Raw genomic sequence first — 12,806 nt, forward strand, 5'->3', positions numbered from 1 at the left:
CCCAATATCTGACCTGAAATATAAGAAGAACGGTCTGAAGCAAGAAAAGCACAAGCATTAGCAACATCTTCAGGAGTTCCCAAGCGTCCTAAAGCGATCTTTTGAATACGAGTATCGATTTTTTCACCACTTTCTTCATAAAGCTCTGAAAAGCGTTCCGTTTTGACAATACCCGGTGCAACAGCATTCACACGAATACCCAGAGGAGCCAATTCTTTAGCTGCAGATTTAGTAAAAGCCATGATTGCTCCTTTGGTTGCAGAGTAAGCAGATTGCCCCGGTGAGCCTAGTACTGCCGTTACCGATGCAATATTTACAATAGAGCCGCTGTGATTGCGAGCCATCAAACGAGAAACCAGCTGAATCATTTCAATTACAGCTATTACATTCACACGGAACATCAGTTCTGTTTCCGGACGCAATATCATACCGATTTTCTTATTAAATACCACACCCGCATTGTTAATCAGTGCATCAATACGACCTTCTTGTTTGAATACGGACATAAAGGCTGATTTTACAGCTGTAGCATCCGTCACATCAAAATATAAAGGAAGCACACGGGTATTATTATCTTCTGAGCAAGCCTTCGCCCATTCATCCATAACTCTTTCAGCACGGTCACAAGCATAAACTATTGCACCATCGGAAGCAAAACGTTCAGCTATAGATTTACCGATACCTTGCGCGGCACCGGTAATAATACAAACTTTTTGTTTCAATAATGAGTTTTGCATATACATAATTAACTAAGTGTCATTCCACCGTCTATTTTCAACGCAGTACCAGTCACCCAAGAAGAAGCATCCGACAACAAATAGACAACAGCATAAGCAATATCCAATGGAGTACCATACCTCCTCAATGGATAGTTTTTCAATTCCGCTTGACGCTGCTCCTCTGTAAACTGTCCATTATTAATAAGTTTCGTTTCAACTACACCAGGATTAACACTATTAGCCCTAATTCCTTTCGGACCTAATTCCAAAGCAACTGTTCTCATAAAAGCATCAATACCGCATTTGGTCGTTGCATATATTCCATTTGCAATAGACACACGAAATACTCCAGCAGCAGAAGCTAAAAAAACAAGTGAAGTCCCTTTTTTTACTTTTTTCTTTTTAATCAAATATTTCGTCAATAACATCGGAGCAATTAAGTTTATCTTATGCACACGCTCTATCTCTTCTAAAGTTAGAAACTGTGTTAGCGTTAATTTCATCACCCCTGCGTTACAAACTAATCCGTCCAAGACAGGGAGAATATCAACTAATTGTATAATTTCAGTTTCATTTGTAAGATCTGCTTTATAGTATGCATGTGACTGTCCCTGAGAATAATCCAAAAGATTATGCGTCTCTTGCAGCCCACTCTCATTTATATCAGTCAAAACAAGACTTGCTCCCATTTTAGAACAATCAATGGCTGTTTGTCGTCCAATGCCACCAGCAGCTCCCGTGACAAGAACCACTTTATTATCAAGCGTATATGGATTATAGCACATTCAATTTTTAATTTTCCCAATTATAGTAAACAAGTCTTCGATTGTAGTAGCGTCACGGATATCCTCTCCTTTCAGAGTAACATCATACTCTTCGTCAATCATGGCAATAAGAGTCAATGCTATTAGAGAAGACCATTCATCAAGTTCTTTAAAAACTGTTTTTGGACTAAAACAGTCAATATCCGTCTCGTCAAATTGTTCAGCAAACTTTTCAACAAAATATTGTATATCCATTATCATATTATTTAGTTTGTATTAAACCATACAATTCTTCTATCGTAGATACAGAGCGCAAATCAGCTCCAGTCAAAAACTTATCAAACTCTTCATCAATCATTGAAATAATAGAAAGAGCAGTCAATGACCCCCACTCATCCAATTCTTTATAAACTGTACTAGGAGTAAATTTCTCTACGGGAGTTTCATCAAACTCAGAAGCAAATTTTGCTACAAATTCATTTAAAGTAATCATATTCAAATATTATTTAATGGGTTATATTGTTTATATATAGGTATTGACCAAATTGTAGTTATCTTTTTTTCAGGATACATGCGAGTTACTATTTTTTGCAAAGTATCATCTGGACCAACTTCATAAAACTTATCCACTCCACTACTCACCATATTGTGAACCATGTGAGTCCATAAGACTGGATGAGTTATATGCTCAATAAGATTATTTTTAATTTTTTCCGGATCTAAATTTAATTTTCCATCAACACATTGACAAACAGGAATTACTGGCGAATTGAAAATAGTCTCATCAATATGCTTTTTTAGTTCTAAACGAGCTTCTTCCATATAGGGCGTATGAAAACTGCCACCAATCATTAATGGTACAGCTTTTTTCGCCCCTTCTTTCATGAATGCTTTACAGGCTTGTCTTATTCCTTTTTTAGAGCCTGAAATAACGACCTGACCGGGTCCATTGTAATTTGCAAAATAAATAGGTTCCCCCGTCTCATCCCAAATTTCTTTTATTCTTCTCGCTACGTATTCATCAGAAAGTCCTATTACCGCCCCCATAGCAGTATTAGTATTCTCACATGTTTTCTGAGCTATTAATGCTCTATGTAACACCAAACTCAATCCATCCTCAAAACTAATAGTACCGTTCACTACTAAAGCAGCAAATTCACCCAAAGAATGCCCTGCTACAACATCTGGGAATATATGATCTTGAGATAAAGCCAAAGCAACTTCATACAAAAAAACTGCAGGCTGCGTATTTTGAGTTTCCATTAACTGTTGCTCTGTTCCATAAAACATAACATCAGTAATTCTTCTCCCCAAAAATTCATTAGCTAACTCAAAAATTTCTTTTGCCTTAGGAAAATTATCATATAATTCTTTTCCCATTCCTTCTTTTTGGCAACCTTGTCCGGGAAATATAAAAGCATTCATAATTATATTTATCTTAAGTCTTGATTAATGGGTCTATAAATGTTGGTTTTTGATAAATCGCATGCAATACTCCCCCACGATAAGCCAACACCGTAAGCTGCCAACACTACTTTTTTCCATTTTGTAGTATCGACCTCTAGACCTTTATGTGCATAATCCGTTATAACCAAAGGTACAGTCGTAGGTCCTGTATTTCCATAATTTTTAATATCGAAAGGAGCTTTATCTTCATTGAGTTTAAGCTTCTTTTTCATAAAATCTAAAGTAAACTTTGTGGCTTGATGCAAAGCATAAAGATCAACTTCATCTTTGTCCCATTCCATAAAATCTAAAATAGTTTTAATACTCTTCGTACCACATGATACAATAAAAGCAAAAACGTCATCGCCCTTATTTGCATTTTTACTAAAATCCAATTTCTGAGCATTATCAGGCCAATGGCGAAACCCTCCATTCACATTAATAACTGTATTTGCTCCTGAACCATCCGAGCACAAATGAAATCCAATAGAAGAAGTACCTACAGAAACCAAAGTTGCAGATCCGCAATCACCAAAAACCATTCTGGCCCCAAGGTTATCGGGATTCAATATCTTCGTATTTGTATCTCCAGCCATCAATAATACATTTTTACATGCGCCGATATGAATCATAGAAGCAGCTTGAAAAAGTCCATACATATAGCCGGAACATCCATAAGAAATATCAAAGCAAATAGTTTCCTTAGATAATCCCAAGCGCTGTTGCAAGACTACAGAAGTAGCTGGATATAAATAATCAAATGTTTGAGAAACAAACACAACGCCATCTATTTCATCCTTATTAATGTCTTCACTTTTCAGTAAAAGTTCTGCTGCTTCAAAACATAAATCAGAAGTTGTCTGACGTTGTTCTGCTACATGAACCCTGACAACTCCTGTTGTCTTCATCATGTTATCTATTTCTTTATCCTCATATTTCCCTTTTAAACTATTCATCTCAAAAGTATTTTGAGGAAGACATGTTGCAATAGCCTTAATTTCTACATTCTTTATTAAACACTTCATTATTTTAATTATATTATTAATAATTAGCTAATAGACTGACCACCATCTATAATTAATTCAGTTCCTGTTATCCATTTCGCAGCATCTGACAACAAATATATACATCCATAGGCTATATCATCTGGTACTCCAAAACCCAATGGTATAGAAGCGGCCTGTTTGGCCATTTCCTCCTCAGAAAAGTTACTTACCGGTTTGGTACGGATGATTCCCGGATGAATACAATTCACTCGTATTCTTTTAACGCCACATTCCAAAGCCATCACTTTCGCAAATGAATTTAATGCTCCTTTAGAAGCTGAATACAAAGAATTACCTTTATAAGGCTTTATTGAAGCCACAGAAGAAATAAAAATAACCGAAGCCCCTTTCTTTATTTTATTATGTCGAAATAAATATTGAAGTAATGTAATATTAGAAAAAGTATTTGTTTTAAAAACCTCCTCAACACTATTGCGTGAATTAAATTTAATTGGAGCAGTTTTTACCATACCTGCACACAAAACAATTCCATCAAGTTGTGGAAGAGAAGAAACAAGATCAGATATCCCTACTTCATCAGATAAATCAGAAATATATTTCTGCCTTTTTTCTTGGTTTAGATTTTGATACACTGCATTTAATCTTTCTTCATTTCGGCCAGTAATTATTGTGAAGCTACCAGCTTCCGAGCAACGCAATGCAATCTGTTTCCCTATACCGGAAGAAGAACCGGTAACTAATACAATTTTCTCTTCTAATGAATAAACAAGACTCATATACTTTTATTATTTAATATCAATTTTTCGCGCAGGATTTCCATATACCGTTATTGCATTCTTTATATTACGTATAACAAAGCTACCTGCTCCTACACATGCCCCACTAGCTACCTTTATATTATGGTTAATCACGGCAGCAGTATGAATACAAACAGCATCTCCCAATTCTACTCCTGCAATACAAACTGCATGGCAATCAATCCTACACCAATTTCCAATTTTTACATCATGACCAATAATAGCCCCATTTTGAATAAAAGAAAAATCACCGATAGTAGAATCAACTCCAATGTACGCATTAGCAGCAATAATACATCCCGTTCCAATTCTTACATTCTGAGAAATGCCTGCACATGGATGCACCAATGTCAAAAATTCCCCTCCCTTATCTTGAATAGTCTTGATACATTTCCTCTTTATTTGTACATCACCAATTGAGATTGCAAAAACATCTTGAGGTTGTATTTCATAAGACTCTATAGAACCTATTATTGGAGGATAACCTTCAAAATCATCCAAGGCGCTTGGATTATCATCCAAAAAGCCCTTAATGATAAATTCACGACCATACCCTTCACAACAGGAAGCCAAAAAATATAATTGACGCCCCATACCTCCTGCTCCTAATATTATCAAATCATTCATAAATTCTAATTTTACTTATTCATCAAAAAAAGATGGCATAAATCGATCATAATAAATGCGATTTCTAACACTACAATCCCTATTATATGCTTGCTCCTCTAAAGACAAAGGTTTTAAATCATCTATTGAATTCAAATCTTTTTCAAACGAAAAAATAATATATCCCTTTTCTCGATAATATTGTAGAAGATTATTTTTTTCACGCAAAAAGACTTTCACTCCATTCCTTAACAAAGTGGATATATTACCTGAAGCTTCTTGCCGTTTCTGGCCAAAAACAGCAACTTCAACCGAAGACATTAGTTCAAAGTATTTATCACGAGGCATATATTCTAATATAGGATTAAATTGTTCTTTAAACAAGTGCCGACCTTGTCGTAAAACAAGCTTTCTTATGCGGGAACTACCATAAGAAAGAGGAACGATCTTCTTATAATCATTTTTAGCATCTAACCAAGCTATTTTCTTCATCACCGTGTTATGATTTCCGGTATTAGAAGCCTGATGATTAATCATAAGTGTTTTACTTTTCTTACAAACAACATCTTCTATATTTACTTTTATCGCAGTTTCCTCCGAAGCCATATACGCAAAGTATTTATACTTTATATTTGTATGAAAATGAGCTTGTAACAATTCATAATCTTTGTAATTCCAAAAACAAAAATAATCGATCATAGTTAAGGCTTCCTTAAAAACGTCAGACAATAACCGCTTTCCATAAAAAAACCGTTTAACAATGAAACTTAGTCTATTGGGAGAATAATAAGTATCTCTAAGAAAAGGATTCAAGAAACCATCAAATAATTTATATTTACCTAAATTACCTAAAGTAAAATAAAGTTCATATCCCCAAAAGATCCAATAAACCCTACAATCAATATTCTGTTTTAAAAATCTTAGGCAATCAACTAAATCAGATTTCAAACCATGCAATATTATTTTATCAACATTATTCTCTAAACACAATTGTAAAATCAACGGAAAATTTTCCTTTACAAATGGGACTCTCAACAAACGCCTGTCTGATTGAAGTATTTTAAACTGATCCTTTTCTTTATTAACAAGAAACAAATTTTGGCCTGGATAATATTTTTCAAAAACTTCCAAGCATTTATTTATAAAATTCCCATCAAAACATAGATGCAAAGCACTCATATTATCATCATTTAAATTCAACCTTTCCTTGGTATAACACAGGAATAGATAATAAATAGATAAATAAAAAATATTCTCGTAAAGGGTAATCTCGTATCATATTTGCTACAAAAAAAAGTATTAAAAATGCCCCTGCTTTTGAAGACGGATATTTTCTCCAATAAGAAAACAAGAATAACAATAATAGAAAACAGCCAACTACACCACGCAAAAAATAAAAACGTTTCCATCCCGCACAGCCATTCAATATATTAGTCGTAGAAGTCCCTTTTGCATCAAAAGCATCCCGCCCCACTCCAAACCATATATCTGAACTAATAACATAACGATCAAATCGAGTTTGAAAAAAATCAGTAGTACGATTAGCCCCCATCATCTCACCATCTTCAAAGATTAAACGCTCAAAAATACGCTTGTTCAAATAGTTTTCACCTGAATTATAATTTATAGACATTATCCATATAACAGCAATAAACAAAGAGAAAACTGTCACGTATATCATTCCCCTTTTTGTATTATAAAAAATATAAAGAGCCACTCCACCGATTAATAAGCCATAAGCAGCCAGGGATAAAGAAAAGAGCACTCCTAATAACAAAATAATATTTCCTTTTTTTTTCAGATTAAACCCTTCTACGTATAGTAAAAGACAGCAAATAGTACCAAGATGCCCAGGTTCCAAAAACATTCCAGCAAAACGAGGCATTATTTGTAACTCTGGAATACCATTTAAGATAAATAAATAATAGACTGTATGTGTATAGAAAGCATCCGTCTCCGAATAATAATGTGGTAATGGTACATTTGAAAGATATAATAACCAACCTACTAATGATATAGCAACTATTATTTGAGTTGCTTTAACCACATAACGCAACAATCTTACTTGGGTCGAATAATCTGATAATATAAGAAATACAGAGCACCATAAAGATGTAAATACTGTAAATAAAGACAATATGTTAAATTCTGATATAGTTAATATTTCATATAGAAAAACAAGAGTTATAGAAAAACACAAAAAGACTTGATACAAAGTCGTTTTATCATATATCCTTTTATAGTAATGTATATAGTATAGTAAACTAGAGCCTCCACCTAAAATTGCAATTAATACCATAGAGATATCCCAAGTGAAATACAGCCTAAATGATTTAAACATCATAAGCAAAAAACTCACTCCTAGAAAGAAGTTTAAAACTGAATTTGTGGTTATTCTTAAAGAAAAAAAGTTTCGCATTTCACTTTTGCACTATCAAATTGTTATACAAGCATTTGATAAGACTTTTATGAAGGTCATTATACCCATCAACAAATTTCGACAAACATCCATTAGTAATTATGATAAAGCCATACTTTTTATAAGAATGAAAAATCATTGCACTATATAATCCATAAGCTCCACCAGTTTGACCATATAATGTTTCATGTGGTATAAGATTTTTATATTCTCTAAAAGAAAGAGCATACGAAGATTCTGGAGTTAATACATTTCTCATTTGCTTCTCACTCTTTCTTGTTATAATCCTCTTATGATTGTATATCCCATCTTGCATATGCATAATCATATACTTAGCTAAATCTCCTGTTGCAATCTTCATTCCTCCTGCTGGTACAAAACAAGGAGTAGATATTCCCATCTTATAGCCTTTTAATTGCTTTGCATAAGATTTATATACATCTGACATTAATTTAAATTTCCTTGCTTTTTCATCATATTTATAAAGAGGAACAAATAAAGAAGAATCCAACTTATCGACATTGAAACTACATTTCAAACCTAATGGTGCCGTTATATGATTCTCTATATAGTTATCAAATCTTTCCCCGGAAACTTTTTCTATAATAGCCCCTAACAGAGTATAATTATAATTGCAATATTGATAACCTTCACCCGGTGCATAATCATTATAACATAACTTATATTTATTTCCTTTTTCCGGGTTTATATGATTAAAAGAATTATATCCCAGCTTATCATTTATGCTAGAACGATGAGATAATAACATTTTTATTGTTATTGGAATATATGGATAATTGGGATTAGATATTTTAAAATCCAAAATTTTATTTACATCATCATTCAGTTTCAATTTTCCATTTTCCGCCAACTGTAATATTGCCGTAGCAACAAAAGTCTTAGAAATAGAAGCAATCCTAAAAATATATTCATCGCACAACATCTCTTTCTTAGCACTATTAGATGAATCAATAGATTTATTACCAAATGATCTTTTATATACTATTTCTCCCTTATTGACTACTGCAACAGATAAACCTATCACGTGAAGTTCATCCATTATTTCTTTAACTTCTGCTTCTACTTTTCTCAGCTTTCCTATTGAATATTGTGAATACATTTGGATGCTAAAGAGAAACAATAAACACAGCACAAAAAAGCGTATCATCAATGTTTTCTTATACTTTTTATTCGTTTGGCATAAGCTTTCAAAGTATATTCTCCCTCTTGCATCAATTTATAATAATCCTCCCGTAACAAAGAAAAAAAGAGCTGATCATGATAAATCCCATTTTTATAAACAGCTTGTCGCTTTACTCCCTCTAATTGAAATCCACAAGCTTCCATCATTATTTTCGAAGTTTTATGTTCAGCCAAACAAGCACCCGTAAAACGATTTAAATTCATATGATCAAAAACTAACTCTCTAATCATTTTTCCAACTTCATATCTAATCTCACCATCTCTATATTGTCTATTTCCAATAATAATTCCCCCTCCATGAGCACAACGATTAATATAATCAATATTATTAATAGAAGTATACCCAATCATCTCACGCTCACCTTCAGCTAAACAAATGGCTAAATAAAGTTCCTTAGTGTTATTCATCATTTTTTGTTTAACCCACTCTTTCTCTATTTCCGAAGAAACATATCTGAAATTACCTGAAAGAAGGTTCTGAATCTCAGGATCATTCCTCCATTTATTTATTAAAATATAATCTTCAAGCTCAAATCCTCTTAGAAATATCTTATTATTATCCATATTCTATCCAGCTATAACACTCAAAATAATATCCATTTCACGAAACCCATAACGTTGATCTATTGGCAAAGGAAGAATCTTATTCGCCAATTGATATTCCAAGTCACAAGTTGTACACCATTGAAATATATTAGGCCAATAAGTTGCAACATATATCTTATTAGCAAGCAATCGGTTTCTTATTTCAAGAGCATTTTCCGTATAATAAGGATATACCATAGGGCATGAAAAAGCCATATTTAAGTCCAACAGATTCGTTAAATACAAATTATCATGCAAATAAGAAAAATTACGTAATCTAATCTCTTTGATCTGCTCAAAGTCAATACTAAAAAGCAATGCTCGCGTTAACTGTGACATAGTTTTCATAGGCTGCATAGAAAGTAACTTGCTATTTTCTCTAAAGTCATTATATCCATTCGAAGCCTTCTCATCATAACGCCTCAATAAATGACTGCAACGAGAAAAAGATATATCCATTTCAAGCTGAGAATCCAAATAAGTTAAACCCGAATAAGCAATTCCACCATCTGGTACCCCTACAAACTTCCGAGGACTATAAATGTAAGAGGGGCCAGCAGTAACATCAGAATAAAAAGATTGAGCATTATCAACGATGAGCCTATCACCGTACACTTCCGAAAGAGACTTAACATATTCATCTTTCACTCCAAAGTAATTAGTGTAGAGAATAAACTCTCCAGAGGACAATCTTTTTAAGTCATAAAGTTCCAATTGTTGATTAATTGAATAGAATGAATAATCAATATTCAATTTTATGAGAGGTTCTAATATAGTGTCACATGTATAATATGGAATCCATAACCTCTCTATTTTTTTTGAGGACAAAACATATTCTAAAGCATTCCTCCCAGAATTCAGTAAAACCCCATCATCATGAATGAATTTTTTTCTTTTACGTGATAATTCTAAATGGAAATAGCCTCCGATTTCTATCTTATTCATTATCATAACTCCTCTACAAGAACCTCTACATAAGATGACGGAGAGTTAAAAAAATCATCCATATCACTATATTTATTAAACTCTAATAACAAAATTCCAATTGTTTCATTTGAACCAAGAAAAGCATTTATTATATCACCCTCTTCCAAAAAAATATAACTACCATTAATTTTTCCTTGAAAACTGCCTAGCAACCTGTATCCTTTATAAATACCAGAAATACGACTATGCAAGGCATAATACGCAAAAACATGCTTATTGATATGGCAACATATAGGAAAAGTATTTCCCAAAGAGGCTTCAACGGCCAATGCAACCATATTAACATCTGTATAATTATAAATTACTTCAGGTATACAATTACCACCATTACGAGGCCCCAATTCCATTAAATAGATCTTATCATTTTTATCTACCATCACCTCAAGATTAAAGGATAGATTTTTTAAACCGGAAAGGCTAATCGCACGCTCAATTTCATTAGTAATCCTTTCCTTTAAAGATGCAGATAACAAAGAGGGAAACTTCATACCACAAGGTACATAGCCATTAATACTATTATCCACTACTTGATCCCCATAACAAACAAATTCTAAACGTGATATACCAAAAAAGCCGTCTCCTCCTATCTGAGGCCCGACCTTCTCTATAAATTCTTCAATTAAAACAATTTTTAGCCTTGAATAAGATAATGCAAAATGAAAAGCATCAGTAAGTCCATCCTTATCAAATACCTTAGTAATTCCCTTACTACCTGAAGAATCAACGGGCTTTACCATCACAGGATATTCCCAGTCATCAACATCTACCTCTTGAATATCAAAATAAGATTTAGCTTTCGGAACATTAAAACCATTCTCTCTCAAAAATTGACGCCACAAGTGCTTCTCTCCCAAGAGGCAAATCTTATCAAAAGAATTTCCAGGTAAGCCCAATTTTTCTGAAACATAAGCAGATGTCGGAGCTGCCGGATCAGATGCAAAACAAAGAATGCCATCTACATGAAGAGAGGAGGCTAAATCTAAGACTTTTTCTTTGTCAGTAGTACTAATGTTATAGTATTCATCAGCCAATTTATGCCCTGGATTACTAGGCAAATAATCACAAGTCACAACATAGTACCCCTTTGATTTTGCATATCTTATTGCGGGAATTTGAAAATAGGTACCACCTAAAATTAATATTTTTTTCATCCCTGTTGAAAAATACAATTTAAAATTTTATCAGTGTCTTGGGGTGTCAATCCACAATACATTGGCAGACATATCACACTATCTGCCATTTGAGTTGCAATAGGGAGATTATAAGGACTAGCAGACTCTAATCCTCGATAAGTGGAAAATTCACTTATCAAAGGATAAAAATATCTCCTTCCTAAAATATTCTGTTCTTTCATCTTAAAATAAAGTTCATCACGGGTCATACCATAATCTTCCGCATCGACAAATACTGGAAAATAAGAGTAGTTATGACGAACCCCTGACATATCATCCATAAAACGAATGCCTCCGATTTCTTTTAGCCCTTCACGATATTTCAAAGCAATTTCACGACGAGCTGCAATTGCCGCATCAACCTGCTGCAAATTCAACAATCCATATGCAGAACGTATCTCGTCCATCTTACCATTAATACCAGGAGCAACAATGGTTGTTTCACCCGCAAAGCCAAAGTTTTTCAAATAGTCAATACGCTTCTTTGTATTTTCATCATGACAGACTAAGGCACCGCCTTCAACTGTATTATAAACCTTCGTAGCATGGAAACTCAAAGTAGACATATCGCCTGCACTCAAAATAGAATTTCCATTTACCTCTACGCCAAAAGCATGAGCAGCATCATAAATCACCTTCAAACCATACTTATCAGCTATTGCTTGAATACGTTCTGTTTCACAAGGTCTACCATAGACATGTACAGGCATAATAGCAGTAGTTTTAGGAGTAATTGCCGCTTCAATTTTATCAGGATCAATATTACATGTTATCGGATCAATATCTACAAAAACAGGTTTTATACCATTCCACCACAAGGCATGAGTAGTAGCCACAAAACTATATGGGGTAGTAATCACCTCACCTGTTATACGTAAAGCTTGTAAAGCACAAATCAAAGGTAAAGTTCCATTAGTAAATAAGCTTATATATGGCACTTTCAGATATTCACATAAAGCCTTCTCTAATTTTTGATGATAATAACCATTATTTGTCAACCACTTACGCTGCCATATATCCTGCAAATAAGGTAAAAAATCATCTAAAGAGGGTAATAAAGGAGCAGTTACTGTAATAACTTTATTTTCCATTCTAATATAT

The 12,806-nt window shown here is 33.5% G+C and carries 15 protein-coding genes; all 15 read right to left on the reverse strand.

The genetic code is table 11. The features are described 5' to 3' along the window. Positions 1-737 (reverse strand): SDR family NAD(P)-dependent oxidoreductase (locus tag BUC01_RS09615; protein WP_073313640.1); only part of this gene is annotated, 737 nt, incomplete at its 3' end. An 8-nt stretch (positions 738-745) separates the two neighbouring features. Next, a complete protein-coding gene (locus tag BUC01_RS09620) occupies positions 746-1,504 on the reverse strand; it encodes an SDR family NAD(P)-dependent oxidoreductase (protein ID WP_025835360.1) in 759 nt (252 codons plus the stop codon). Further along, positions 1,505-1,738: a phosphopantetheine-binding protein gene (locus tag BUC01_RS09625; protein ID WP_025835361.1), complete on the reverse strand. Its 234-nt coding sequence runs from the start codon at positions 1,736-1,738 to the stop codon at positions 1,505-1,507. A 7-nt stretch (positions 1,739-1,745) separates the two neighbouring features. After that, positions 1,746-1,976: an acyl carrier protein gene (locus tag BUC01_RS09630; protein ID WP_229104683.1), complete on the reverse strand. Its 231-nt coding sequence runs from the start codon at positions 1,974-1,976 to the stop codon at positions 1,746-1,748. Between the two features lie 2 nt (positions 1,977-1,978). After that, entirely contained in the window at positions 1,979-2,908 is a 930-nt protein-coding gene (gene fabD / locus BUC01_RS09635; RefSeq protein WP_073313542.1) for an ACP S-malonyltransferase, read from the reverse strand. An 8-nt stretch (positions 2,909-2,916) separates the two neighbouring features. Continuing rightward, positions 2,917-3,954, reverse strand: a complete 1,038-nt coding sequence (locus tag BUC01_RS09640; protein ID WP_025835365.1) for a ketoacyl-ACP synthase III — start codon at positions 3,952-3,954, stop codon at positions 2,917-2,919. Positions 3,955-3,977: 23 nt separating this feature from the next. Further along, positions 3,978-4,712: an SDR family NAD(P)-dependent oxidoreductase gene (locus BUC01_RS09645; protein ID WP_025835366.1), complete on the reverse strand. Its 735-nt coding sequence runs from the start codon at positions 4,710-4,712 to the stop codon at positions 3,978-3,980. A 9-nt stretch (positions 4,713-4,721) separates the two neighbouring features. Beyond that, complete coding sequence (locus BUC01_RS09650) at positions 4,722-5,360, reverse strand: acetyltransferase (protein ID WP_025835367.1); 639 nt, start codon at positions 5,358-5,360, stop codon at positions 4,722-4,724. 15 nt (positions 5,361-5,375) lie between these two features. Further along, positions 5,376-6,518 carry a TDP-N-acetylfucosamine:lipid II N-acetylfucosaminyltransferase family protein gene (locus BUC01_RS09655; RefSeq protein WP_073313544.1) on the reverse strand — a complete coding sequence of 381 codons (1,143 nt, stop codon included), beginning with the start codon at positions 6,516-6,518 and terminating at the stop codon, positions 5,376-5,378. A 7-nt stretch (positions 6,519-6,525) separates the two neighbouring features. After that, positions 6,526-7,638 carry a hypothetical protein gene (locus tag BUC01_RS09660; protein ID WP_139261846.1) on the reverse strand — a complete coding sequence of 371 codons (1,113 nt, stop codon included), beginning with the start codon at positions 7,636-7,638 and terminating at the stop codon, positions 6,526-6,528. A gap of 121 nt (positions 7,639-7,759) precedes the next feature. Next, the gene (locus BUC01_RS09665; RefSeq protein WP_025835372.1) at positions 7,760-8,926 is read right to left on the reverse strand and encodes a serine hydrolase domain-containing protein; all 1,167 of its coding nucleotides are present in this window, start codon (positions 8,924-8,926) and stop codon (positions 7,760-7,762) included. Then, positions 8,926-9,525: a GNAT family N-acetyltransferase gene (locus BUC01_RS09670; RefSeq protein WP_025835374.1), complete on the reverse strand. Its 600-nt coding sequence runs from the start codon at positions 9,523-9,525 to the stop codon at positions 8,926-8,928. Before BUC01_RS09670 ends, BUC01_RS09665 begins: the two co-directional genes overlap by 1 nt. A 3-nt stretch (positions 9,526-9,528) precedes the next feature. Then, a complete protein-coding gene (locus BUC01_RS09675; protein ID WP_034524734.1) occupies positions 9,529-10,491 on the reverse strand; it encodes a hypothetical protein in 963 nt (320 codons plus the stop codon). 2 nt (positions 10,492-10,493) lie between these two features. Beyond that, positions 10,494-11,684, reverse strand: a complete 1,191-nt coding sequence (locus BUC01_RS09680; RefSeq protein WP_025835377.1) for an ATP-grasp domain-containing protein — start codon at positions 11,682-11,684, stop codon at positions 10,494-10,496. Beyond that, positions 11,681-12,796, reverse strand: a complete 1,116-nt coding sequence (locus BUC01_RS09685) for a DegT/DnrJ/EryC1/StrS aminotransferase family protein (protein WP_073313546.1) — start codon at positions 12,794-12,796, stop codon at positions 11,681-11,683. The genes BUC01_RS09680 and BUC01_RS09685 overlap by 4 nt, the downstream gene beginning before the upstream one ends. Positions 12,797-12,806 lie beyond the last annotated feature (10 nt).

Origin of the sequence: Bacteroides stercorirosoris (genome assembly GCF_900142015.1) — a bacterium.
Lineage (GTDB): Bacteria > Bacteroidota > Bacteroidia > Bacteroidales > Bacteroidaceae > Bacteroides > Bacteroides stercorirosoris.

What these genes read in the sequence shown, in the direction of transcription:
- BUC01_RS09675 (WP_034524734.1), bottom strand. Translation starts at nt 10,491, where the DNA reads ATGAATAAGATAGAAATCGGAGGCTATTTCCATTTAGAATTATCACGT.
- BUC01_RS09625 (WP_025835361.1), bottom strand. Translation starts at nt 1,738, where the DNA reads ATGGATATACAATATTTTGTTGAAAAGTTTGCTGAACAATTTGACGAG.
- BUC01_RS09655 (WP_073313544.1), bottom strand. Translation starts at nt 6,518, where the DNA reads ATGAGTGCTTTGCATCTATGTTTTGATGGGAATTTTATAAATAAATGC.
- BUC01_RS09685 (WP_073313546.1), bottom strand. Translation starts at nt 12,796, where the DNA reads ATGGAAAATAAAGTTATTACAGTAACTGCTCCTTTATTACCCTCTTTA.
- BUC01_RS09640 (WP_025835365.1), bottom strand. Translation starts at nt 3,954, where the DNA reads ATGAAGTGTTTAATAAAGAATGTAGAAATTAAGGCTATTGCAACATGT.
- BUC01_RS09670 (WP_025835374.1), bottom strand. Translation starts at nt 9,525, where the DNA reads ATGGATAATAATAAGATATTTCTAAGAGGATTTGAGCTTGAAGATTAT.
- BUC01_RS09645 (WP_025835366.1), bottom strand. Translation starts at nt 4,712, where the DNA reads ATGAGTCTTGTTTATTCATTAGAAGAGAAAATTGTATTAGTTACCGGT.
- BUC01_RS09620 (WP_025835360.1), bottom strand. Translation starts at nt 1,504, where the DNA reads ATGTGCTATAATCCATATACGCTTGATAATAAAGTGGTTCTTGTCACG.
- BUC01_RS09665 (WP_025835372.1), bottom strand. Translation starts at nt 8,926, where the DNA reads ATGATACGCTTTTTTGTGCTGTGTTTATTGTTTCTCTTTAGCATCCAA.
- BUC01_RS09630 (WP_229104683.1), bottom strand. Translation starts at nt 1,976, where the DNA reads ATGATTACTTTAAATGAATTTGTAGCAAAATTTGCTTCTGAGTTTGAT.
- BUC01_RS09650 (WP_025835367.1), bottom strand. Translation starts at nt 5,360, where the DNA reads ATGAATGATTTGATAATATTAGGAGCAGGAGGTATGGGGCGTCAATTA.
- fabD (WP_073313542.1), bottom strand. Translation starts at nt 2,908, where the DNA reads ATGAATGCTTTTATATTTCCCGGACAAGGTTGCCAAAAAGAAGGAATG.
- BUC01_RS09660 (WP_139261846.1), bottom strand. Translation starts at nt 7,638, where the DNA reads ATGGTATTAATTGCAATTTTAGGTGGAGGCTCTAGTTTACTATACTAT.
- BUC01_RS09680 (WP_025835377.1), bottom strand. Translation starts at nt 11,684, where the DNA reads ATGAAAAAAATATTAATTTTAGGTGGTACCTATTTTCAAATTCCCGCA.